The organism is Vreelandella halophytica (assembly GCF_968193635.1).
Genome location: NZ_OZ309107.1, coordinates 196454 through 218924 on the forward strand (window position 1 = coordinate 196454; position 22471 = coordinate 218924).

The 22471-nt window shown below is 61.0% G+C and carries 32 protein-coding genes and 1 riboswitch; of the genes, 18 read left to right on the plus strand and 14 right to left on the minus strand.

Features of this window, described 5'->3' with window-relative positions; genetic code table 11:
* The first annotated feature begins 9 nt into the window (after positions 1–9).
* The 16 genes from rplE to ACWHXT_RS01015 all read left to right on the plus strand — a co-directional run bounded on the left by rplE (position 10) and on the right by ACWHXT_RS01015 (position 9540).
* Positions 10–549 carry a 50S ribosomal protein L5 gene (gene rplE / locus ACWHXT_RS00940; protein WP_447527424.1) on the plus strand — a complete coding sequence of 180 codons (540 nt, stop codon included), beginning with the start codon at positions 10–12 and terminating at the stop codon, positions 547–549.
* Positions 550–559: 10 nt separating this feature from the next.
* A complete protein-coding gene (gene rpsN / locus ACWHXT_RS00945; RefSeq protein ID WP_447927674.1) occupies positions 560–865 on the plus strand; it encodes a 30S ribosomal protein S14 in 306 nt (101 codons plus the stop codon).
* Positions 866–897: 32 nt separating this feature from the next.
* Complete coding sequence (gene rpsH / locus ACWHXT_RS00950) at positions 898–1290, plus strand: 30S ribosomal protein S8 (RefSeq protein WP_447527426.1); 393 nt, start codon at positions 898–900, stop codon at positions 1288–1290.
* Positions 1291–1299: 9 nt separating this feature from the next.
* Positions 1300–1830, plus strand: coding sequence for a 50S ribosomal protein L6 (gene rplF / locus ACWHXT_RS00955; protein ID WP_447927675.1), 531 nt, complete (start codon positions 1300–1302; stop codon positions 1828–1830).
* A gap of 9 nt (positions 1831–1839) precedes the next feature.
* The gene (rplR, locus tag ACWHXT_RS00960; RefSeq protein WP_447527428.1) at positions 1840–2190 is read left to right on the plus strand and encodes a 50S ribosomal protein L18; all 351 of its coding nucleotides are present in this window, start codon (positions 1840–1842) and stop codon (positions 2188–2190) included.
* A gap of 11 nt (positions 2191–2201) precedes the next feature.
* Positions 2202–2702 (plus strand): 30S ribosomal protein S5, encoded by a 501-nt coding sequence (gene rpsE, locus ACWHXT_RS00965; RefSeq protein ID WP_447527429.1) that lies wholly within the window; start codon positions 2202–2204, stop codon positions 2700–2702.
* Positions 2703–2707: 5 nt separating this feature from the next.
* Positions 2708–2890, plus strand: a complete 183-nt coding sequence (rpmD, locus tag ACWHXT_RS00970; protein ID WP_252105875.1) for a 50S ribosomal protein L30 — start codon at positions 2708–2710, stop codon at positions 2888–2890.
* A 3-nt stretch (positions 2891–2893) separates the two neighbouring features.
* On the plus strand, positions 2894–3328 hold the full coding sequence (gene rplO, locus ACWHXT_RS00975) for a 50S ribosomal protein L15 (protein ID WP_447527430.1): 435 nt from the start codon (positions 2894–2896) through the stop codon (positions 3326–3328).
* Positions 3329–4660, plus strand: a complete 1332-nt coding sequence (secY, locus tag ACWHXT_RS00980; RefSeq protein WP_447527431.1) for a preprotein translocase subunit SecY — start codon at positions 3329–3331, stop codon at positions 4658–4660.
* Between the two features lie 94 nt (positions 4661–4754).
* Entirely contained in the window at positions 4755–4868 is a 114-nt protein-coding gene (rpmJ, locus tag ACWHXT_RS00985; RefSeq protein WP_031384759.1) for a 50S ribosomal protein L36, read from the plus strand.
* A 121-nt stretch (positions 4869–4989) separates the two neighbouring features.
* Positions 4990–5346: a 30S ribosomal protein S13 gene (gene rpsM, locus ACWHXT_RS00990; RefSeq protein WP_447927677.1), complete on the plus strand. Its 357-nt coding sequence runs from the start codon at positions 4990–4992 to the stop codon at positions 5344–5346.
* A gap of 56 nt (positions 5347–5402) precedes the next feature.
* Positions 5403–5789, plus strand: coding sequence for a 30S ribosomal protein S11 (gene rpsK, locus ACWHXT_RS00995; protein WP_009099028.1), 387 nt, complete (start codon positions 5403–5405; stop codon positions 5787–5789).
* Between the two features lie 12 nt (positions 5790–5801).
* On the plus strand, positions 5802–6422 hold the full coding sequence (gene rpsD / locus ACWHXT_RS01000) for a 30S ribosomal protein S4 (RefSeq protein ID WP_447927678.1): 621 nt from the start codon (positions 5802–5804) through the stop codon (positions 6420–6422).
* Positions 6423–6545: 123 nt separating this feature from the next.
* Positions 6546–7541, plus strand: coding sequence for a DNA-directed RNA polymerase subunit alpha (locus tag ACWHXT_RS01005; protein WP_252105880.1), 996 nt, complete (start codon positions 6546–6548; stop codon positions 7539–7541).
* Positions 7542–7580: 39 nt separating this feature from the next.
* Positions 7581–7967, plus strand: a complete 387-nt coding sequence (rplQ, locus tag ACWHXT_RS01010) for a 50S ribosomal protein L17 (RefSeq protein WP_447527434.1) — start codon at positions 7581–7583, stop codon at positions 7965–7967.
* Positions 7968–8178: 211 nt separating this feature from the next.
* A complete protein-coding gene (locus ACWHXT_RS01015) occupies positions 8179–9540 on the plus strand; it encodes a D-alanyl-D-alanine carboxypeptidase (protein WP_447956897.1) in 1362 nt (453 codons plus the stop codon).
* Between the two features lie 71 nt (positions 9541–9611).
* Here the strand turns inward: ACWHXT_RS01015 and ACWHXT_RS01020 are convergent, their stop codons facing one another.
* The 6 genes from ACWHXT_RS01020 to ACWHXT_RS01045 form a co-directional block, all read right to left on the minus strand.
* Positions 9612–10349: a DODA-type extradiol aromatic ring-opening family dioxygenase gene (locus tag ACWHXT_RS01020; RefSeq protein ID WP_447927680.1), complete on the minus strand. Its 738-nt coding sequence runs from the start codon at positions 10347–10349 to the stop codon at positions 9612–9614.
* A gap of 49 nt (positions 10350–10398) precedes the next feature.
* Complete coding sequence (locus ACWHXT_RS01025) at positions 10399–10818, minus strand: DoxX family protein (RefSeq protein WP_447927681.1); 420 nt, start codon at positions 10816–10818, stop codon at positions 10399–10401.
* A gap of 88 nt (positions 10819–10906) precedes the next feature.
* Positions 10907–11833: a LysR substrate-binding domain-containing protein gene (locus ACWHXT_RS01030; protein WP_447956898.1), complete on the minus strand. Its 927-nt coding sequence runs from the start codon at positions 11831–11833 to the stop codon at positions 10907–10909.
* Positions 11830–12441 (minus strand): thiamine phosphate synthase, encoded by a 612-nt coding sequence (gene thiE, locus ACWHXT_RS01035; RefSeq protein ID WP_447956899.1) that lies wholly within the window; start codon positions 12439–12441, stop codon positions 11830–11832. Before thiE ends, ACWHXT_RS01030 begins: the two co-directional genes overlap by 4 nt.
* A complete protein-coding gene (gene thiM, locus ACWHXT_RS01040) occupies positions 12438–13268 on the minus strand; it encodes a hydroxyethylthiazole kinase (RefSeq protein WP_447956900.1) in 831 nt (276 codons plus the stop codon). Before thiM ends, thiE begins: the two co-directional genes overlap by 4 nt.
* 22 nt (positions 13269–13290) lie before the next feature.
* Positions 13291–13383: riboswitch (TPP riboswitch) on the minus strand.
* 43 nt (positions 13384–13426) lie between these two features.
* A complete protein-coding gene (locus tag ACWHXT_RS01045) occupies positions 13427–13801 on the minus strand; it encodes a DUF2237 family protein (RefSeq protein ID WP_447927685.1) in 375 nt (124 codons plus the stop codon).
* A gap of 164 nt (positions 13802–13965) precedes the next feature.
* Between ACWHXT_RS01045 and gloA the strand changes: the two genes are divergently transcribed.
* Together gloA and ACWHXT_RS01055 are read left to right on the plus strand one after the other, a co-directional pair.
* Complete coding sequence (gene gloA, locus ACWHXT_RS01050; RefSeq protein WP_447956901.1) at positions 13966–14499, plus strand: lactoylglutathione lyase; 534 nt, start codon at positions 13966–13968, stop codon at positions 14497–14499.
* A 1-nt stretch (position 14500) separates the two neighbouring features.
* Positions 14501–14869, plus strand: a complete 369-nt coding sequence (locus tag ACWHXT_RS01055) for a DUF6164 family protein (protein ID WP_447956902.1) — start codon at positions 14501–14503, stop codon at positions 14867–14869.
* Between the two features lie 4 nt (positions 14870–14873).
* On the opposite strand, the gene ACWHXT_RS01060 is transcribed toward ACWHXT_RS01055, so the two are convergent.
* The 8 genes from ACWHXT_RS01060 to ACWHXT_RS01095 form a co-directional block, all read right to left on the minus strand.
* The gene (locus tag ACWHXT_RS01060; protein WP_447927688.1) at positions 14874–15539 is read right to left on the minus strand and encodes a cupin domain-containing protein; all 666 of its coding nucleotides are present in this window, start codon (positions 15537–15539) and stop codon (positions 14874–14876) included.
* A gap of 84 nt (positions 15540–15623) precedes the next feature.
* Positions 15624–16778: a class C beta-lactamase gene (gene ampC / locus ACWHXT_RS01065; RefSeq protein WP_447956903.1), complete on the minus strand. Its 1155-nt coding sequence runs from the start codon at positions 16776–16778 to the stop codon at positions 15624–15626.
* Positions 16779–16912: 134 nt separating this feature from the next.
* Positions 16913–18025, minus strand: a complete 1113-nt coding sequence (locus tag ACWHXT_RS01070) for a metal ABC transporter solute-binding protein, Zn/Mn family (RefSeq protein WP_447956904.1) — start codon at positions 18023–18025, stop codon at positions 16913–16915.
* Positions 18026–18035: 10 nt separating this feature from the next.
* A complete protein-coding gene (locus ACWHXT_RS01075) occupies positions 18036–18938 on the minus strand; it encodes a metal ABC transporter permease (RefSeq protein WP_447956905.1) in 903 nt (300 codons plus the stop codon).
* The gene (locus ACWHXT_RS01080) at positions 18922–19656 is read right to left on the minus strand and encodes a metal ABC transporter ATP-binding protein (RefSeq protein ID WP_447956906.1); all 735 of its coding nucleotides are present in this window, start codon (positions 19654–19656) and stop codon (positions 18922–18924) included. Before ACWHXT_RS01080 ends, ACWHXT_RS01075 begins: the two co-directional genes overlap by 17 nt.
* Entirely contained in the window at positions 19653–19802 is a 150-nt protein-coding gene (locus tag ACWHXT_RS01085) for a hypothetical protein (protein WP_447527445.1), read from the minus strand. The genes ACWHXT_RS01080 and ACWHXT_RS01085 overlap by 4 nt, the downstream gene beginning before the upstream one ends.
* Positions 19803–20002: 200 nt before the next feature.
* Complete coding sequence (locus tag ACWHXT_RS01090) at positions 20003–21715, minus strand: HD domain-containing phosphohydrolase (RefSeq protein ID WP_447956907.1); 1713 nt, start codon at positions 21713–21715, stop codon at positions 20003–20005.
* 92 nt (positions 21716–21807) lie between these two features.
* Positions 21808–22461: a hypothetical protein gene (locus ACWHXT_RS01095; protein ID WP_447956908.1), complete on the minus strand. Its 654-nt coding sequence runs from the start codon at positions 22459–22461 to the stop codon at positions 21808–21810.
* Between the last annotated feature and the right edge of the window lie 10 nt (positions 22462–22471).

Here is a 22471-nt window from a genome sequence, read left to right on the forward strand (position 1 = left end):
GGTAGCACAATGGCGAACTTGAAAGAACGTTATCAAAACGAGGTAGTGGCTCAGCTCAAAGAGCAGTTTAGCTACGCCAACGTAATGCAGATACCACGCATCACGAAAGTGACGCTGAACATGGGTGTCGGCGACGCGGTCAACGATAAAAAGTTGATCGACAATGCCATCGGTGATCTGGAGAAGCTCTCCGGTCAAAAGCCGCTGGTGACCAAGGCACGCAAGTCCATCGCGGGCTTCAAGGTGCGCGAAGGCTGGCCAATCGGTATCAAAGTAACACTGCGCGCCGAGCGTATGTGGGACTTCCTGGACCGTTTGGTGAACATCGCGATTCCTCGCGTGCGTGACTTCCGTGGTCTCAACCCGAAGTCCTTCGACGGTCGTGGCAACTACTCCATGGGTGTGCGTGAGCAGATCATCTTCCCGGAGATCGAGTATGATAAAATCGATCGTATCCGCGGGTTGGACGTCACCATCACCACTACCGCCAACACCGACGAGGAAGGTCGCGCGCTACTAGCGGCGCTGAACTTCCCGTTCAAGAAATAAGGGTTGGATCATGGCTAAAAAGAGCATGGTAGAACGTGAGCTCAAGCGCACTCAGCTGGTAGAGAAGTATGCCGCCAAGCGCGCTGAACTCAAGAAGGTCATCTCGGACGTGAACACGTCCGAGGAAGAGCGCTTCGAGGCAACGCTGAAGCTGCAGCAACTGCCGCGCGACTCGAGCCCGGTGCGTCAGACTAACCGCTGCCGCATCACCGGCCGTCCGCACGGTTTTTACAACAAGTTCGGTCTCGGCCGTAACAAGCTGCGTGAAGCCGCCATGCGTGGCGACGTCCCTGGTCTGAAGAAGTCCAGCTGGTAACGCCACGTAGAATCATCAGGAGCGCACATTAAATGAGCATGCAAGATACTCTAGCGGATATGTTTACCCGTATCCGCAATGCGCAGATGGCCACCAAGGAGACGGCAGTCATGCCGTCCTCCAGGTTGAAAGTGGAAGTGGCCCGCGTGCTAAAAGAAGAAGGCTATATTACCGACTTTTCGGTTGCCGAAGGCGTTAAGCCGACGCTGACCGTGGCGCTCAAGTACTTTGAGGGCAAGCCGGTTATTGAGCATATTCAGCGGGTCTCCAAGCCGTCTTTGCGTCAATACAAGGGCAAGAGCAATCTTCCCAAGGTCGCCGATGGTCTGGGTATCGCGATTGTCACCACCTCCAATGGTGTCATGACCGATCGTGCCGCGCGCCAGGCTGGCGTCGGTGGCGAAGTCATCTGCACCGTATTCTAGGAGGCTGGAATGTCCCGCATAGCGAAATATCCGGTTAAAGTGCCTGCCGGCGTTGAAATCAAAATCAACGACGACCAGCTGACCGCCAAGGGCGGCCAGGGCACGCTGTCAATGCCCCTTCACCGCGACGTGGTGATCGGTCAAGAAGATGGCCAGCTGACCTTCGCCCCGAGTGAAAATGCCAAGAGCTGGGCAATGGCCGGTACAACCCGCGCCCTGGTTCAGAACCTGGTGACGGGCGTATCCGAGGGCTTTACGAAGACTCTCGAAATTGTTGGCGTCGGTTATCGCGCTCAAGCGAAAGGCCAGACGCTCAATCTTTCACTGGGCTTCTCGCACCCGGTCGACTATCAACTGCCTGAAGGTGTCTCAGCGGAAACGCCGAAGAACACCGTGATCGTGCTGAAAAGCGCGGACAAACAGGCACTTGGTCAGTGCGCCGCGGAGATCCGCGCCTTCCGTCCCCCCGAGCCGTATAAAGGCAAGGGTGTCCGGTACGCCGACGAGCAGGTGCGTCGCAAAGAAGCCAAGAAGAAGTAAGGCAGGGTTATGAACGCGAAGAAAGAATCTCGTCTCCGTCGTGCCCGCCGCGCTCGCGCCAAGATCCGCGAGCTGGGCGTGTATCGCCTGTGCGTCAACCGTACGCCGCGTCACATCTATGCGCAGATTATCTCGCCGGATGGTGGCCAAGTGCTGGCCAGCGCGTCTACGCTGGACAAGGCACTGCGCGAAGGTGCGACGGGCAACTCAGAAGCCGCTTCCAAAGTTGGCGCTTTGATTGCCGAGCGCGCTAAAGAAGCAGGCATCACCCAGGTGGCCTTCGATCGTGCTGGCTTTAAGTATCACGGTCGCGTCAAGGCTCTGGCCGACGCCGCTCGTGAAGGCGGCCTGGAATTCTAAAGGGTTTTACGATGGCGAAGAACGAACAGCAAGGCGGTGATCTGCAAGAAAAACTCGTGCAGGTCAACCGCGTCGCCAAGGTGGTCAAGGGTGGTCGTATTTTCGGCTTCACCGCGCTGACCGTCGTTGGTGATGGTAATGGTCGTGTCGGTTTTGGTCGTGGCAAGGCGCGTGAAGTGCCGGTCGCGATCCAGAAAGCGATGGATCAGGCGCGTCGCAACATGGTCAAGGTAAACCTTGCAGGCCAAACGCTGCAGTACCCGGTGAAAGCGCGTCACGGCGCTTCCAAGGTATTCATGCAGCCGGCGTCTGAAGGTACCGGCATCATCGCCGGTGGCGCCATGCGCTCCGTACTGGAGCTCGCCGGTGTCCACGACGTACTGGCCAAGTGCTACGGTTCCACCAACCCGGTTAACGTGGTGCGAGCGACTGTTAAAGGTCTCTCCTCCATGCAATCACCGGACGACGTGGCCGCCAAGCGCGGTCTGTCTGTCGAAGCGATTACGGGGTAAGCACCATGGCAGCTTTGATCAAGGTTACCCAGGTCCGCAGCACCATCGGCGTTTTGCCCAAGCATAAGGCGACCATGAAAGGTCTGGGCCTGCGTCGCATCGGTCATACGGTTGAACTGGAAGACACCCCTGCCGTACGCGGCATGATCCACAAGGTAACTTACCTTGTGCGCGTTGAGGGAGAGTAATCCATGAAACTTAATACCTTAAGCCCGGCTCCGGGCTCAAAACACGCTGAAAAGCGCGTTGGTCGTGGTATCGGTTCCGGTCTGGGTAAGACCGGTGGCCGTGGCCACAAAGGTCAGAAATCTCGCAGTGGCGGTCGCGTCAAGCCTGGTTTCGAAGGCGGTCAGATGCCGCTGCAGCGCCGTCTGCCGAAGTTCGGCTTTACGTCGGCGAAGTCGCTGGTCTCTGAAGAAGTACGCCTGGCCGAGCTTTCCAAGGTCGCGGGTGACGAAGTCACTCTCGAAACCTTAAAGCAAGCCAATGTGCTGAAGAATGCTACGCAGTTTGCGAAGATCATTCTTTCCGGCGAATTGAATAAAGCGGTTACCGTTCGCGGTCTCAAGGTCACCAAAGGTGCCCGTGACGCGATCGCAGCCGCTGGCGGCAAGGTAGAGGACTAAATGGCCAAGTCAGGAAACATGCCGGCGACGGGCAGCGGTCTGAGTGAACTATGGGCGCGTTTGCGCTTCGTGCTCCTCGCCATCGTGGTGTACCGTATCGGTGCCCATATTCCCGTTCCCGGTATCAATCCTGACCAGCTTGCTGCCTTGTTTAGGGAGCAGCAGGGCACCATCCTGGGCATGTTCAACATGTTCTCGGGTGGTGCGCTGGAGCGTATGAGTGTTCTCGCCTTGGGCATCATGCCCTACATATCGGCGTCGATCATCATGCAGCTCATGACTGCGGTCTCCCCTCAGCTTGAGCAACTCAAGAAAGAGGGCGAGTCCGGCCGCCGAAAGATCAGTCAGTACACCCGCTACGGCACGGTGATACTGGCGTTTATCCAGGCCACCGGCATGTCCGTGGGCCTGGCTAGCCAAGGCATCGCTTACAGCGCTGACTTTAGCTTCTACTTCACTGCCGTGGTGACGTTCGTCTCCGGCGCGGTGTTTATGATGTGGCTAGGTGAGCAGATCACCGAGAAGGGTATCGGCAACGGCATTTCGTTGTTGATCTTTGCCGGGATCGTCGCCGGGCTACCCAGCGCCGTGGGTCAGGCTTTCGAGCTTGCCCGCAACGAAGGGGCCTGGAATGTTCTTCCGCTGTTAGCGCTGTCAGTGCTAGGGATCGCCACCGTGGCATTCGTGGTATTCATCGAACGTGGCCAACGCCGCTTGAAGGTGAACTATCCACGGCGCCAGGTCGGCAACAAGATGTATGCGGGCCAAAGCAGTTACCTTCCCCTGAAAGTGAATATGGCCGGTGTCATTCCGGCTATTTTCGCCTCCAGCATCCTTCTCTTCCCGGCGTCGATCGGGCAATGGGTCGGTGCCGGTGAAGGAATGGAGTGGCTGCAGCGTGCATCGCAAGCGCTTGGCCCCGGCCAGCCGCTTTACATCTTGCTTTTTGCGGCGGCAGTGGTATTCTTCTGCTTCTTTTACACAGCGCTGGTCTTCAATCCCAAGGATGTAGCTGACAATCTGAAAAAGTCAGGTGCGTTCCTGCCGGGTATTCGTCCCGGCGAGCAGACCGCTCGCTATATCGACAAGGTGATGACACGTCTCACTCTGTTCGGTGCCCTGTATATCACTGCAGTTTCCCTGATGCCCCAGTTCCTGATCGTTGCCTGGAACGTCCCGTTCTTCTTTGGCGGCACGTCCCTTCTGATCGTGGTAGTGGTCATCATGGACTTCATGGCTCAGGTGCAGTCGCATCTCATGTCGCATCAATATGACTCGGTGATGAAGAAGTCCAACCTGAAAGGCTACGGTAGCGGTGGCATAGTGCGCTAAGCACTGCCTCCCAGGCATTTGGCCAGGCGTGTGTTTCGACACCCCCTGGCCAAACACCCCGGACGTGCCGCGAGCCGTTTTTGGAGAAAGAACGATGAAAGTTCGAGCTTCCGTAAAGAAGATGTGCCGTAACTGCAAAATCATTCGTCGCAATGGCGCTGTCCGCGTTATTTGCACCGAACCGCGGCACAAACAGCGTCAGGGCTAATCCCCTCGCTGTTTTAAGCGGGCGTCGCATACCCCTTGCCTTAGGGCAGTAAAAGGGGTATGCTGTTGCGCCTTTTAAAGATGAACAAACGAGCAAGCCGCTCAAATTTCGGAGTAAGCTGATGGCCCGTATTGCAGGCGTCAATATCCCGGACAACAAGCATGCGGCGATCTCGCTGACCTATATCTTCGGGATTGGCCGTACCCGCGCCGCTCACATCTGTGACGCTGCTGGTATCGCCCATACTGCCAAGATCCAGGAACTTTCGGCTGAAGAAGTCGATACCCTGCGTTCTGAAGTTGGCAAGTACACCGTAGAAGGCGACCTTCGCCGTGATGTCACGCTTAATATTAAGCGTCTCATGGACTTGGGTTGCTACCGTGGTCTGCGTCATCGTCGTAGTCTTCCGCTGCGTGGTCAGCGGACCAAGACTAACGCGCGTACCCGTAAGGGCCCGCGTAAGCCGATCCGCAAATAATACGCAGGTTCTGTAACTAAGGCAGAACCGGCGTTAAGACAGGAATAGACATCAACATGGCTAACCCGCGTAGTAACCGTAAAAAGGTTAAAAAGCAGGTAGTGGACGCCGTTGCGCACATCCATGCCTCTTTTAACAACACGATCGTGACGATCACAGACCGCCAGGGCAATGCGCTTTCTTGGGCAACTGCCGGTGGTTCGGGTTTTCGAGGTTCTCGTAAGAGTACCCCGTTCGCAGCTCAAGTAGCGAGTGAACGTGCAGCGACTGCTGCAGCCGAGTATGGTGTGAAAAACGTAGACGTGCTGGTCAAGGGCCCCGGCCCCGGCCGTGAATCCGCCGTGCGCGCACTGAACGCCGCCGGCTTCCGCGTGCAAAGCATCGTAGACGCGACGCCCATTCCCCATAATGGCTGCCGTCCGCCTAAGAAACGCCGCGTTTAAGGAGAGAGATTCATGGCTCGTTATATTGGACCGAAGTGCAAACTGTCTCGTCGTGAAGGCACCGACCTCTTCTTGAAGAGTGGCGTGACTCCGTTCGAGAAAAAGTGTAAATCCGAGCAGATTCCGGGTGTACACGGCCAGCGTCGTCAGCGTCTTTCAGACTACGGCTTGCAGCTTCGTGAGAAGCAGAAAGTACGTCGTATGTACGGCGTACTCGAAAAGCAGTTCCGTAACTACTACAAAGAAGCCGCTCGCCTGAAAGGCGCCACCGGTGAAGTATTGTTGCAGTTGCTCGAATCCCGACTGGATAACGTCGTCTACCGCATGGGCTTTGGCTCGACTCGCTCTGAAGCGCGTCAGCTGGTCAGCCACAAGGCGATTGCCGTCAATGGTCGTAGCGTTAACGTGGCTTCCTACAAAGTGAAGCCGGGTGACGTGATCTCCGTTCGCGAAAAGGCGAAGAACCAGGCCCGTATCCAACTCGCGTTGACCATCTCGGCCAACCGTGGCGATATCGCCTGGATCGACATCGACGCCAAGAAGATGGAAGGCACTTTCAAGGCTCTGCCTGAACGCGGTGACCTGACTGCCGACATCAACGAAAACCTGATCGTCGAGCTGTACTCCAAGTAAGCCGTTTGCTTGGCAAATATGCTTCTTGAAGCCCGGGCGGTTCGTCCAACGCACCGCCCGGATGCTCTTGAGTACACGCTCTAGAGTACTCAGTATCCGTTTGGCAGCCTGAAAGGTGTTCATATGCAGCGTTCAGTGACAGAGTTTCTTCGTCCTCGCGATATCAAGGTCGAAGAAATCAGCGCACATCATGCCAGGATCGTTCTCGAACCGTTCGAGCGCGGCTTTGGCCACACCCTGGGGAATGCACTGCGTCGCATTCTGCTTTCATCCATGCCCGGCGCTGCCGTGGTAGAGGCTGAAATTGCCGGTGTCGAGCACGAATACAGTGCCCTCGAAGGGGTGCAGGAAGATGTAATCGAAATCCTCCTGAACTTGAAAGATGTTGCGATCAAGATGCACAGCCGCGATGAGGCGGTGCTCTCGCTGAACAAGCAGGGCCCAGCCGTCGTCACCGCTGGCGACATTGCGCTTGATCATAGCGTCGAAATCGTCAACCCGGACCACGTCATTGCACACGTCAATGAAGGTGCCGAGCTGAAAATTCAGCTTAAGGTGGCGCTGGGTCGTGGCTACGAACCGGCTGACGCCCGCGGCTCTGATGAAGAGACGCGTGCTATTGGCCGCCTGCAGTTGGATGCCACCTTCAGCCCTGTCCGCCGCGTTTCCTACTCGGTCGAAGCCGCTCGTGTCGAGCAGCGCACCGACCTCGATAAGCTGATTATCGACCTGGAAACCGACGGTACTCTGGATCCGGAAGAGGCTATCCGCCGCAGTGCGACCATTCTGCAAGAGCAGCTGGCCGCCTTCGTCGACCTGGAAGCTGATAAAGAGCAGGAAGTCGAAGAGGAAGAGGATCATATCGATCCGATCCTGTTGCGCCCCGTAGACGATCTTGAGTTGACCGTTCGCAGCGCGAACTGCCTGAAAGCCGAGAATATTTATTACATCGGTGATTTGATCCAGCGCACGGAAGTGGAGCTGTTGAAAACACCGAACCTCGGCAAGAAGTCCTTGAACGAAATCAAGGATGTCCTGGCAGCGCGCGGTCTTTCCCTTGGCATGCGGCTGGAGAACTGGCCACCCGCGAGCTTGAAGGACGACAAGGCCTCCGCGTAAGCGTCGACTTGAGTCCCAGTTTGGTAAGGAATCACAACCATGCGTCATCGTAAGAGTGGTCGTCAATTAAACCGTAACAGCTCGCACCGCCAGGCCATGTTCAAAAACATGTCCGTGTCGCTGGTCGAGCACGAAGTCATCAAGACAACCCTGCCCAAGGCCAAGGAACTGCGTCGCGTTATCGAGCCGCTGATCACCTTGTCCAAGCAGGACAGCGTCGCGAACCGCCGTTTGGCATTTGCCCGCACGCGCTCTAAAGAAGCCGTCGGCAAATTGTTCAACGAGCTGGGCCCGCGTTACGCCGAACGTCCCGGTGGCTACATCCGCATTCTCAAGTGCGGTTTCCGTCCAGGCGACAACGCGCCCATGGCGTACGTCGAACTGGTCGACCGCCCGGCCGTCGAAGAAGCCGCTGCGGAAGAGTAAGATCGCACCGCTTTTGAAAGCACGCTTTTAAAAGTCGAGTGAAAGCCGGCCCCCTGGGGGCCGGTTTTTTTATGCGTGCTACTAAAACAGACCCTTTTCTCACTTTAGAATACGTTTACTGTGATCGGGTACGTGCTAACCTGAGCGCTTGGGACGAAGGCCGTGAATCCCGGGCCTTGAGATCAATTAAAGCGAGTAGCAAGGGGCAGGTATGGCAGCGAGGGGAGTGACTTCAAACACCGCCATGCGGTGGTGGCTAATGTGCGCCGTCGCCATGGCGGTGTTGGTACTGGGCAGTACTGCGCATGCCGACGGTAACCCGCGCTATGCGGGCATCGTGGTCGATCTGGAAAACGGTGAAGTGCTCTACTCGGAAAATGCCGATCTGCCGCGCTATCCCGCCTCGCTCACCAAGATGATGACCATTTACATGGCCCTCGAGGCGGTCGAAAACGGCAATTTACGCCTCGACCAACCGCTTGCGGTCTCCGCCCAGGCCTCCGCCATGCCGGCCACCAAGCTGTGGCTCTCGGCGGGCAGCACCATCCCGCTGGATACCGCTATTCGCGCGCTGACCGTACGTTCGGCCAACGACGTGGCCGTCGTGGTCGCCGAGGCGGTGGGCGGCAGCGAACAGCGCTTTGCGAACATGATGACCGCCAAGGCGCGGGAGCTTGGCATGCACAGCACGACCTTTCGCAACGCCTCGGGCCTGCCCGACGATGGCCAGATCACCACCGCCCGGGACATGCTGATTCTCTCGACTCGCGTGATGCAGGACTTCCCCCAGTACTACCACTACTTCGGTCTACAGGAGTTCAGCTACAAGGGCACCCGTCATACCAGCCACAACCGCCTGGTGCGCGACTACCCCGGTGCCGACGGTCTGAAAACCGGTTTTATCCGTGCCTCGGGTTTTAACGTGGCGACCACTGCGGTGCACGATGGCCGGCGTATGATCGCTGTGGTCATGGGCGGGTTCAGCTCGTCGTCGCGGGATGAGCACATGGCCGACCTGCTCGATCGCAGCTTCGCCAGGGCCGGGCTTCGCGACAACCCCTCCTGGCTTGCCGATACCAACTTCTCCCGCGAGTTCATGAGCTTCCCTGGGCTCTCGGCGCCGCTTACCACGCCGCCGCCCAGCATGCCGCCATCTCCCATTCTGGCTAATGTGGATACGAGTGCTCGGCCACCGGCCGCTGCCGCCAATCAGGCGCCCGCACCCCAGCCCTCCCGCGCAGCACCCGTCACGCACCACGACCCGCTACAAGCGCTGATCGAAGAGCAGCAGCAAACCATGGCCGATCCGCTTGCCGTTGCCAGCGCCAACGGTGGTTGGGGGATTCAGGTAGGTGCGTTTAGCCAGGCGAGCCACGCCGAACAGCTCGCCCGCCAGGCCGCTCAGCGTTTGCCCAATGACGTGGGGGGCCGCGCCGCGGTCGATACCGTCGAGGGCCACACGCCGGTATTCCGCGCCCGTGTGGTCGCACTCGACGAAGCGCGCGCCATTGCTGCCTGCCAAACGTTGCATGCCCAGGGCATGGACTGCATGGTGGTCAACGCAAGCCTTTAACGTCAAAGGCGTGCGCCTCGCATAAAAAAGCCCCGCTAACAGCGCGTTAGCGGGGCTTTTCGTTGAGGGCTTTACTCGAAAGCGTACACGTCCATGGCCAGCACGCCGTGCTCGACGCTGTGATGAAGCTGGCGGGCATCGCCTCCGGCTCCCATGGCCACCAGTAGCGGAAGAAAGTGTTCCGGCGTGGGGTGGTTACGCCGCGCCTCGGGGGCGCTTTGCCAGTTCAGCAGCGCGTCGCGGTTGTTCTGTTCGAACTGGGTGCTGACCCAGCCGGCGAACTCGCCCACCCAAGGGGGCATGGCACTGCCCAGCGGCATCGTCTCGTAGAGGTTGTGGGTCAAACTTCCCGAACCCACGATCAGCACGCCCTCTTCGCGAAGCGGAGCGAGCTTTTCACCCAGCGCCTTTAGCTCCTCGCTCGACCAGCGAAGCGGCAGCGACATCGAGACGACCGGCACGTCGGCGTTGGGAAACATCAGCGACAGCGGTACCCAGGCGCCGTGGTCGAAGCCGCGCTCGACGACATCCGCTCCTAACAGCGTTCCCAGCCGCTCGGCCAGGGCGGGCTCGCCGGGGGCGGGGTAGTGGCACTCGAAAAGCTCGCGGGGGAAGCCGCCGAAGTCGTGAATGGTTTCCGGCCAGGCGGTCTGGCTGACCTTGAGCTTTAGGCTCTCCCAGTGCGCCGAGATCACGATGACCGCTTTGGGCGTCAGGGTCTGGCCCAGCCCGCGCAGAAAACGGTGAGCAGGGGTGGTGTTCAGAGCGAGCATCGGCGAGCCGTGGGAAATAAACAGGCTGGGCAGCATGGTGAATCTCCTTCAAGGGCCCCGGGCGAGCCGGGGCCTGGCGTAGAGGTTAGCGGGTACGTTCGGTCAGGCTGAAGCGTCCACCGCCCAGTCCTGCTTGCACCAGCAGCGCGACGGCCCAAAAGATCGGGAATTCCCAGCCGCCGCCTTCGTTGGAGAACATCCAGCCGTTGCCCAAATGCACCGAGGCGGCGCCCAGCAGCAGCGGAATCATCGCAAGACTGACCCAGCGGGTGTAGATCCCCAGTATCAGGGCAAGGCCGCCGCCGATCTCGCCGGCAATGGTTAAGTAGGCGAGAAAGCCGGGCAGGCCGAGCGACTCGAAGTAGCCCACGGTGCCGGGCAGAGTGAACACGAGCAGTTTCAAAAGGCCGTGAGCCAGCGCCATGACACCCAGCGAGACACGTAAAAGCGTGATGGCGTAGGGCTGGAAGAAAGGGGTGGTCGAGATGTTCGCGGTCGTGGTCATGAGGGTTGCTCCATAAGCGGTCAGGGATGTGGCTGATGGAGAAACTATAACCCGCGCACGAGTGAAGATAATCTGCGCTTTTTTCACTTCACTGTTGCGCTATGCGCGACAATCCCATGGCCTCTTCCCAGCAGGGCGGGTCGCCCCAGGCCTCGGTCAGCAGGGCGATAAAGCGCTCGACCTTGGCCGGCAGGTAGCGCCTGGCAAGGTAGAGCGCGTGTATATCGAGCATGACCGGCGGCGCATCGGTCAGTAGCGGCACCAGCCGTCCGGCCAGGATGCTCTCGGTGACCAGAAAGCTCGGCTGCTGTGCGATACCCAGTCCGGCTTCGGCCATATGGGTGAGCACATCGCCGTTGTTGCTCTCGACCGGCCCGTGGGGCGTCAGGGTCGTTGCATTGCCAAGCGTCCAGCTGCCGGTGGCCTGACCGCTTCGGTAGCGCAGGCAGTGGTGCTCGGCCAGTGCCTCGAAGGTCGTCGGCGTGCCCATGCGCTCAAGGTAATCCGGCGAGGCGCAGAACAGCATCCGGCAGCGGGTGATACGCCGGGCAATCAGGTTGGAGTCGGCCAGCTTGCCGATACGGATCGCCACGTCGTAGCCCTCCTCGACAAGATCCACCCGGCGGTCGTTGAGATCCAGGCGCACCCGGAGCGCGGGATGCTCGGTCATGAAGCGGGCAACCAGTGGCGCCAGGTGGCGCACGCCGAAGCTCATCGGCGCATTGATGCGCATCTCGCCGCCCACCTGCTGGGTGGTACTGCTCACGTCGCTCGCCGCTTCGTCCAGCGCCTGCAAAATGGCCTGGGCGTGGGCCAGGTAGCGCTCGCCTTCGGTGGTCAGGTGAATGCGCCGGGTAGTGCGCTGCAAAAGCCGCGCCCCCAGCGACTCCTCCAGCGCCATCACCTGGCGGGAAAGCCGGGTACGCGAGATATCCAGCGCCTCGGCGGCGCGGGTGTAGCTACCCAGCTCGGCGACCTTCACGAAGGCACTGATATGCTCGAGTTGGTGCTTCACCGTTTGAACGCCCGGGCCGCTTCGTAGGGGTCGGGCGTGCCGCAAATCGCCGAAATCACCGCCAGGCCGTGGGCACCGGCTTCGAACACGCGCCCGGCGTGCTCGGCTTTCAGCCCGCCAATGGCCACGCTTGGCAGGCGGCTCGCCCGGGCCAGGGCTGCCAGGCCGTCAAAGCCCAGCGGCTGGGCGTGATCCTGCTTGCTGGCGGTGGCGAAGACCGGGCCGAGCCCCAGGTAGTCCAGCGTCTCAAGCGGAGCGCTTTCGAGCTCGGCCAGCGTATTGATCGACAGCCCCAACAGCGCATGACGGCCTAAAGCCTGGCGAGCACTCGGCACTGTGGCATCGCTTTGACCCACGTGCAGGCCATCGGCGCCGCTTTCGACGGCCACGTGCAGCCGGTCGTTGATGATCAAGGGAACGCCGCTACCCGCCAGCAATGCTTTCAAGCGTCTGGCCTGGTCGATCATGGCCGCATCGCTTGCGTGCTTGTCGCGAAGCTGCACGACGGTGACGCCACCGGCCACCGCCGCCTCGACCGTTTTTTCGAGCCCATAAGCACTGCACAGCGCCGCGTCGGTCACCAGATAAAGCGAAAGGTCGAGGCTCACTGCGGCGCTCCCTGGCTGTTGGCCGGGTCGACGTTCTCCCAAAGGCCCTGACGCGATAGCGTCTCGGGTGTCAGCTGATAGAGCGCATCCAACAGCTCGACCTGAAAGCTACCCGGGCCGTTGGCTTTTTTCCCCGCCCGGCTGCCCGCCAGCGCAAAGCCGGCCAGCGCGGCTACGCTCGCCTTGAAGGGTTGTTGCGGCGTGGCGGCAACGAAACCGGCCACGATGGCGCTAAGCCCGCCACCAAGCGTAGTCACCCGGGGCATCAGCGCGTGGCCACCGGTGACCCGGGCATGTTGGGTGCCATCGGTGATGAAGTCCTGCTCGCCGGTCATGGCCACGACACAGCCGTGGCGTTGGGCAAGCGCGATGGCAGCGTCGTCGGCCTGCTGGACATTGGCGGCGGCGTCCACGCCGCGACCGCGACTTTCCAATCCACTAAGGGCCAATACTTCCGAGGCGTTGGCGCGAATGACCGTGGGCTCGAGGGTTAAAAGCTCTTCACAAAGCCTTTGGCGATACGCCGTGGCGCCCACCGCGACCGGGTCCAGCACCCAAGGCTTTGTTTGGCGCCTGGCCACCTCGGCGCAGGCCATCATCGACGCTGCCCAATGCGGGGAGATGGTGCCGATATTGATCGAAAGCGCATCCGCTATCGCCGTGAACTCCGGCGCTTCTTCCTGGGCATGCAACATGGCAGGCGAGGCGCCCACGGCCAGCACGAGGTTGGCGGTCGAATTCATGGCCACGAAATTGGTCATGCAGTGTACGAGCGGCGTCGCGTCATGTAGCGCGCTCAGGTAGCGTCCAAGGGGGGGTAGAGTCATGGCATCCTCCCGGGCGGGAGGTGGTGAGAACACCACGACTCCCTACGCCGGTACTATCCGGTTCAGGTTCAAAGGGTACGTCTCAGCCCGTTGCCGGGCGCCCCTGTCGTGGGTCTACTATCCGGATACCGAGGTGGCTTGTAAAGCCTGGCGAGTATCTAGTGCACGGCATCCATGGCGTGCTGCTGTAAGGTGATCAGCGGGACGATGTCGAGGGTTTTCTCATGCGTGCCGGACAGGATGACCGGCGGTGCCAGGCCGACATCGGCGGCTTCCTGCCAGCGCTTGGCGCAAAGACACCAGCGGTCGCCCGGCGCCAGGCCTGGAAAGCCGAATTCCGGGCGCGGGGTGACAAGGTCATTACCCTGCGCCTGGGAGAACGCCAGGAACTCTTCTGTCACAATGGCGCACACCGAGTGTACGCCGATGTCATTAGGGCCTACGCGGCAAAAACCGTCGCGGTAGAAGCCTGCTTTAGGACTATGGCAGCAGGGTGTTAAAGGCTCACCGAAAACGTTACGGTCACGAGACATGATGCCTCCTGAGAGCAGGGCTGGAATTAGCCAAAGTCTGCCCTCATGGTTAAGTTTGTATGTCGAACGGGCGTTGAATGTGCGTTGCACCTGTATCAATTAGACTACAGCCTTGTACAAAGTCTCGGTTTCGTCAAAGTTTCGCGTCAAATAAGGAGTGTTCCATGAGTTTCCAGGGCGAGCAGCATCCCGGCGTCGTACCAGCGCCGGCCAACACGCAAGGCTTTCGTTTCAACCACACCATGCTGCGGGTGAAAGACCCACAAACGGCACTGGCATTTTACTCGCGCGTATTTGGCATGCAGGTACTGCGCCGGCTCGATTTCGACGAGATGCAGTTCTCGCTCTACTTCCTTGCCAATGTCGAAAGCGACGAGCAGATTCCCGAAGATACCCGGGAGCGCACGACCTGGACGTTCAGCCAGAAAGGCCTTTTGGAGTTGACCCACAACTGGGGTATTGAGGCGCAGGCGGATTTCGCCTATCACGACGGCAATGCCGAGCCCCAGGGCTTTGGTCATATCTGCTTTAGCGTGCCGGATCTTAACGCCGCCCAGGCCTGGTTCGACGTCAATGAGGTAACGTTTGTGAAGCGCGCCGAACAGGGCAAAATGAAGGATGTCATCTTCGTGAAAGACCCGGACGGCTACTGGATCGAGGTCATTCAGGCGGACTTGATGGCCGAGACGGGCGACTAGCGTGGCGCATCTGCTTTTTCGGCTGCGCCATGTCACCGATGAAGAGGCGTCGGAGGTGCGCGCGCTGCTCTTTGAGCGCGGCTTCGATGTCTACGAGACCCAGGCGGGCTTTTTCCGGTTGGGGGTCGATGCGATCTGGCTGCGCGATGAGGGCCAACGCGAGGCCGCCGACGCGGCGCTTGCCGAGTACCAGCAGCGCCGCCAGCAAAGCGAGCGCCACGCCTTCGAGCAGGCCAGGGCCCGGGGCGAGGCGCCGACGCTCTGGCGTCGTTTTATGGCTCACCCGCTTCAGGTGGTGCTCACCCTCGTCGCGGTGGCGTTGATTGCGCTGCTGACGCTGTTGCCGTTTCTGGGCCTTGGCGGCCTTTAGCGGGCTACGCCGCGGACAGATGCCCGCGCTTGAGGTACAGGCGCACGCCGTCGCTTCCCGCCTTGAGCGTAGGCAGTGACCCAAACGGATAGCGGCACCAGCTGCCTGCCGGGTACTCGGTGCCGCCTTCCCATAGCACACCCTCCAGCACGAATATCTCCAGCCCCTTGCTAAGCTGCGGGTAATTGACGGTCACATCAGCTTCCCACTGCTCGAGGCTTACCCGCTCCTGGCCGTGGGTGTGCAGCATCTTATAGCGCACACCCTCGCGCTGGTCGGGCTGCCAGGGCAGGCGGTGCGCGGGCATCGCAACGCGTAGCGTGTCGGTATGCTCGAACTGGTGAAGCTTGACCAGAATCAGCGCGCCCTCTTCGCCTATTTGCGGGGTGTGGCCGGTCCCGATAGGGTTGCGCAGGTAGCTGCCCGCCGGGTAGCAGCCGTGTTCGTCGCCAAACACGCCTTCCAGCACGAAAATCTCTTCGCCGCCGCCGTGCACGTGGCGCTCGAACTGGCTGTGCGGGGCATAGCGCACAAGGCTCGTCGCCCGGGCGACCTCATCGCCGATGCGGTCCAGCATCATCCGCTCAACCCCGGCACTGGGGGAATCCACCCACTCGTACTCTGCAGGCATCACACAGGCAAACCGGGAAAAATCGGCGTTTAAACGCATGGGCTGACTCTTGTTCACCAGGAAAAGAGGCTAAGTCTCCTCATCCCGCGGCAAAAATGCAACGCATAAACACCTGGGATGCACTCATCGAGGCGTCTCGGTGATCGCGTCGATCAGCCGGTAGGCGGCCTCGATGCGTGCCTGGTTGGGGTAGTTACGGTTGGCCAGCAGCACGATGCCGATCTGCTTTTCGGGAACGAACGCCACGTAGTTGCCAAAGCCGTTGGTGGCGCCGGTCTTGTTGAACCAGGCCGGGCTTTCCGGTGAAAGCGCCGGTGTGGCAAGTTCCACCGCGTTTGCCTCCAGTACGACTGCCATCGAGTTACCTGTCTCGAGCTGGGCGAGGGTGGCAGGCGTTGCGTAGCGCTCCCAGCCAAGGCCCTGGGTTAGATCATTTAGCGTGAAGTAGCCGGTTCGAGTGGTACGCAGCGCCTCTTGCAGCGCAGGTGTAAGCGCCGTGCTTTCCAGGTGGGCCTCGATAAACGTCAGCACATCGGCGGCGGTGGCTTTCAAACCATAGGCCTGGGCGTCCAGCACGCCCGGGTTCACCCGAATGGGCGCATTATCGGCCGAGTAGCCGTAGGCGTAGTTGATCTGCTCCTCAGCCGGGACGTCATAAAAGCTGTGGGCCAGGTTCAGTGGTGAAAAAACGTGCTCGGCCATTGCTTTTTCAAAGGGCTGGCCCAGGCGATGCGCCGTTATATAGCCCAGCAAACCGATGCTCGGATTGGAGTAAAGCCGGCGCGTGCCAGGGGCATACGCCGGCCTCCACTCGCGGAAATAGTCGAGCATGGCCGCGTCATCGACCACGTCAGGGAACTGCAGGGGCAGCCCGCCGGCGGTATAGGTGGCAAGCTCGAGTAAGCTGATCGCATCAAACGCGCTGCCTTCGAGTTCGCTCAGGTAGCGACTGGCGGGCTCGGTCAGCGTAAGCGCGCTGGTGGTGTCGGCGTAGGCGGCAAGCGTCGCTGTATAGAGCTTGCTGAGCGAGCCCAGCTCGAACAGCGTGTCATCGCCCACCGCGCGGCCCGCCTCCAGGTCGGCCATCCCGTAAGTGAAGAGATAGCGCTCGCCGCCCACGCTCAGCGCCACCGCCATGCCTGGAACGTGGTGCTCGGCCATGAGCGGCGCCACGGTGTCATCCACCAGCGCTTCAAGGCGCGCGCGCTCGTTCGCCTGCACGGCGAACGTTAAGGAAAGCGACAATGCCGCCCAGAAGCACTGAGTGAATCTACGCATGGGGAACCTCGAAGTGAGCGGGAGGCACGGGGTGGCTGCCGGAAGACATCAGAATAGAGGGGTTGCCGTTTGGCGTCACGTTCCATAAAAAAAGCGCCCCGAGGGGCGCTTTGAATGACGCGAGAGCGGTTCGATCAGTGGCTGTGTTCGTGTTCGTGGCCGTGATCATGGCTGTGCTCGTGCTCGTGCTCGTGCTCGTGCTCGTGGCTATGGTCGTGATCATCATGGCCGGGCTTGGCCAGGGCGCCGTGCAAAAGCTCGGCGTTGTGGCGCATCATGCCAAGATAGGTGCTTGCCTCGCCCTCGGCGGCCAGGGCGTCGGCGTAAAGCGTGCCGGCCACCTCGAGGCCCGTCTCCTCGGCGAGCTGCTCGATCACCGCCGGGTTGGTCATGTTCTCGTGAAACAGCGCCTGGACGCCTTCATCGTTGATCACGTCGACCAGCGCGGCCATACCGGCGCCGCTGGGCTCCACCTCGGTGGAAAGCCCTGAGGGCGAGAGAAAGCGCACGCCGTAGGCGCTGGAAAAGTAGCCAAACGAATCATGGCCGGTGATCACGGTGGCCGAGGCGGGCACCTCCTCGATCAAAGCGCGAATCTCGCGGTCGAGTTCGGCCATCTCTTCCAAATAGCGCGCGGCGTTGGCGCGGTAATCGTCGGCGTTCTCTTCGTCTACCTCGATCAGCCCATCGCGAATGTTGGCGATATACACCTCGGCCTGGACCATATCCTGCCAGGCGTGCGGGTCGGAATCGCCGTGCACGTGATCGTGGTCGTGATCATGAGCTTGATCACTTTCGTGCGCATGATCATGGCTGTGTTCATGCCCGTGGTCATGATCGTGACTATGGTCGTGCCCATGATCATGCTCGTGTCCATGATCATGGCCGTGATCGTGGGGATGATAATCCAGCGCCTCGATACCGTCGGTCGCTGTGACCAGCGGGCCCTGGTAGTCGCTGGAGTCCAGCAGCCGGTCCATCCAGCCTTCGAACAACAAGCCGTTGAACACCACCAGGTCCGCCTCGGCCAGCGCGCGTGCATCCCCCGGGCGTGGTGAGTAGACATGGGCGTCGCCGTCCGGGCCGACCAGCGAGTTTACTTCGACGTGCTCGCCGCCTACGTTTTCGACCATATCGGCCAGAATGGAGAAGCTGGTGACCACCTGAACGCGCTCAGCGGCCATGGCGGCGGGCAGGGCGAGCAGGGTAGACACGCCCACCAATAGCGGGGCAAAACGTAGCGACATAACGAAACTCCTAATGCGTATGAGAATGCTCGAGCGGCGCATCCAGCGGCGCCGTTTTACGGCGTAACCGGGCGGCCAGGCTGTGGTAACGGCCAAACAGTGCCGAGAAGAAATACGCCACGCCCGCCAGCAAGATGATGCTCGGCCCCGAGGGAATATCCAGGTGATAAGAGAGCAAAAGCCCCCCGGTACTGGCGATCATGGCCAGCACCACGGCAATGCCCATCAGCCCCTCCAGGCGTTTGCTCCAAAACCGCGCGGCGGTGGCGGGCAGCATCATCAGGCCCACGGCCATTAAGGTGCCCAGTGTCTGGAACCCGGCGGTGAGGTTGAGCACCAATAGCGCCAGGAACACGCTGTGCACCCAGCCGCCCCGCCGGCTCTGGCCGCGTAGAAACAGCGGGTCGAGGCACTCGACCACCAGCGCGCGGAAGATGAACGCCATGATGAGCACAATGAGGGTGCTGATACCGGCAATGAGTAAAAGCGCGGTGGAGTTGATCGCCAAAATCGAGCCGAACAGCACGTGGGTAAGGTCCACACTGCTGCCGCCGATCGAGATCAGCATGACCCCGGCGGCCAGCGAGATGATGAAAAAGCTCGCCATGGCGGCGTCTTCGCGCTGACCGCCCATCTTCGAGACCGCCCCGGCCAGTAGCGCCACCATCAGCCCGAACAGCACGCCGCCGATACTCATCATCGGCAGCGAAAAACCGGCCAACAGAAAGCCCAGCGCCACACCGGGCAGGATGGCGTGGGCCATGGCGTCGCCGATCAAGCTCATGCCGCGCAGCACCAGAAACACGCCCAAGGGCGGTGCGGCGATGGAGAGCGCCAGGCCCCCGACCACCGCGCGGCGCATGAAGCCGTAGTCGAACGGGGCGATCAGCCAGGCATTAAGCAGTTCCAGCATGGAGACCCCCTGCGTTAAACGGCACGCTTTGAGCGGGCATATGCGGTTCGGCGATCGCTTCCGGGGCGATCCAACGGCCGTGGCCGTGGCTGAGTATCAGCACTTCGTCGGCCAGGCGCTTCAGGTGGTCCATGTCGTGCAGCACGATAATCAGCGTGACGCCGTTCTCGGCCATCTGGCGCAGAATCGTCACCAGGATGTCCACCGTTTCGCGATCCACGTTGGCAAAGGGCTCGTCGAGCAGTAAAAGCTCGGCTTCCTGCATTAGCGTGCGCCCGATCAGCGCGCGCTGGCGCTGCCCCCCGGAAAGCTCACCTAGCGGGCGGTGGGCCAGGTGCGAAATACCCAGCCTTGCCATGATGTCGCGACCCTTGCGGTAGTGCGCCGCACAATACCCTTTGAGCGCGCCGTGGCTTGGCCAGGTGCCGGTCATGACCAGCTCTTCCACGCTCATGGGAAAGGTCAAGTCCAGCGCCAGCTGTTGCGGCAGCCAGGCGCGGCGCTCCGGGGCCACGGTGCACTTCACGCTGCCCGAGACCGGACGTAATTCGCCCATCATGGCCTGTATCAGCGTGCTCTTGCCCGCACCGTTGGCGCCGACCAGGGCGGTAATCGCCCCGGGTAGAAAATCGCCATTGAGCTGTTCGAGCACCATGCGCCGGCCCTGGGCCAGGTGAAGGTCGTGCAGCTGTAGCCTGGTGTGGTCGCGATGGTTCATCGGCCCCACCCGCCGGCCCAGAACACCAGTAGCCAAAGGGCGGCGATAGGCACCGCCACCAGCAGCAAGCGGCGAGTGGCCGAGAGTGACATCAGCGAAAAGTGGCAAGGCCCTTCGCGATTATGGCGATGTGGATGGTGGCTCAACGTCTCTCTCCTCGGCAGATCGATTAGGTTATAACATAACATTTATAAGTGTCAAAAAATTGCCGAGTATTTTACCCGCTTCATCGCCTTTGACAATGACCGCGCCAATATGCCGCTTTTACCCCCGCGCCGCCAGCCGCGCTGCTTCCTGGCATTCGACGAGCGCGGGCGGGCACCGGGCAGATGCCTTTAGAGCCGCTTCAAAGGCCGTGGAGGTGGGGCTGGGCAGGCCCGGTAAGCCGGCCCAGCTGGTCAAAATCCACCCGGCCGAGCTCGTCGTCGTAAAAGACCTTCTCGCGGTGTGTATTGCGCACGACGTGGACACGGTTTGGCTGGCCCCGCTCGTCCAGATCCAACACCCAGGCAAGATAGCCGTGGGAGAACGCGACCAGGCTGCCCAAAGGGTAGAAGCCGTGGCGCTGTACGTAGCGCGTGACCCAGTGCTGATCGAAGCGCTCCGGGCGATTGTAGAGAAAGCGGTACGCCTGAACGATATCCAGCGGCGGGCGATCACCGCGCACGCGGGTCATGGCATCGATCACATCGATGACCGCCGCCATGCGTGCCAGCGTCGAGATCGCGTCACCCTTGAGCCCCCGCGGGTAGCCCGAGCCATCCAGGCGCTCGTTGATCGCCCCGATCACCTCGCGCTCCAGCGGCCCGCACGGGTAGCCCGCCTGCTCGAGTGCGTTGAGTAGCGTATCGACGTGGGCCTGCAGGCGTAGGCGCTGTCGCTCGTCCATATCGCTTTCAAGCGACGGCAGCGTCTCGTCGATCAGCATTGCCTTGCCCATATCGTGGATCAGCGCCGCCTTGACCGCCCGATGGGTATCGTCCGCCAGCGAAGGCTCCGCCAGCATCAGGTCGGCCAGTTTGCCGGCCACGTTCACCGAGTGCTGCATCCAGGCGGGTTCGTCCCGCAAGCAGGTCAGGCTAAAGAAAAACGCCTGACGGCCTTTGCCGTGTAGCTTGATGAGCTTGTTGGCGCTGCGTTCCAGGCGTTCGAACGGCAGCGGCTGGCCGGCTTGTAAGGCCAGCAGAAAAAGGTGCAAGTCGCGCGTGATTTCGCGCAATACCGAGACAGCGCGAGAGGAGCGCTGAGGCCGAGTGTTCGACCGGCGCCGCGCGCGCTTTTTGGCGTCCGGCGAGGTATAGAGCTTGGTCGGTGACACCAGGCGCGAGCCTTCCCCGCTTCGCCAGGCGATTTCCCGCTCGGTGGTGAAGACGATCTGGGTCAGTTCCTGCTGATGCGGGCGGTCCAGGTCTTCGAAGGCGAGCCCGATCGCCGCCTCGTTGGTATAGGCGATGGGCGTAATATGGCGTACCGAAGCGCTGGCGGTGAAGCGCTCGCCGTTGGGAAAGGTCAGTACGACATTGGGGACCACCGCCTCTTCGGTCAGCGGGACGCACTTCCCCAGCGGCAACTGCACAAGGCACCCGCCGCCGGAAATATCGCGTAGTTTCGATGTAATGGGCGGCTGGCCGGTAAAAAGCGACAGCGCCACGTTCACCGGCATATCCTTTCGCAATTTGATGCGCGCCTGCCCCCGCCGCGCGGCGGTAGTCAGGCGTTGGGGGATCGCGCCGCGTATCGTCAGCGCCTCGCCACAACGTTCAGCCTGGCGGACCTTGAAGTCATCAAAGCTCAGAATCTGATCGTTTTCGGCTTTCAGCGTTATCGCGCGCTGTGCGAGTGTGGCGGGGTCGAGGCTGCCCGCGTCGGTCACGACCAAGGCCAGCTCGCCGGTCTCCAGGCTTAGGTTTTCCAGGTGCGCCGGGTAATCCGGTGGCTGGCCATCGAGGGCCACCGTCAATGCATGGCGGCTATCGTCCAGGCTCGCAAGCACTTTGGCGATATGGCGCGCGTCCACCACCTCGATACTATCAACGCTTTGTTTTAGAGCGGTACTCATGGGTTTCTCTTGACCCTTTTTGCGTGGCGCGACCCGCGTTCACGGGCCGCGCTGTCCCCTGTATCACGTCGTATTCAAATCCAGACTAACACTTAATAGCGCCAGGTCGCGCCCACCTGGTGAGGGGCCAACGTCAAAGCGTATTCGCCCTTGAGCGTGATGGGGCCCAGCGACACCTGGGCGGGTTGAAAACGGTTAATGGCCGAAGAGGCCTGGCTTGGTTGCGTCCAAATTTGGAGCTCGTTGACCAGCATGCCCGAGGCGAAGTTGATCGCCGCATCGTCACCGCGGCCGTCGGCGGCGATCACCCCGGCCGCCAAGCCGTTGACCACCAGCGAACTCACCCGGGCGCCAAGGCCCCGCCTCGCCCGCTCGGCCTGAGCGAGCTCCAGGCCGAGTGCCTGCACGCCGCTCAGTTCACCGCTGGCTTTCAAGCGCTCGTAGCGCTCGAGGGCCGCCGGATGCGGCTGGCGATCCGTCAACATGCCACCCAGCGCCAGGGCGGATTTCACCGCACCCACGCGCGCGTCATACCGGTCGTCGCGGTCGCTTGCCTCGCTCGACTGGTAGGCGTTCACCGCCAGGCTCGTCGCGTAGACGCCCGTCCATCCCCACTGCCAAAGGTTGGCCTGGCGCGCACCGTTTTCGAACACCTCATCGTACTGCGCCCAGTCGTTGGTGGATTGCGCGTGAACCGGAAGGGCGAACGCGCATACGAGCGCGCAGAGCCAAGGGTGTAGCCGCATGGTCGTGAAC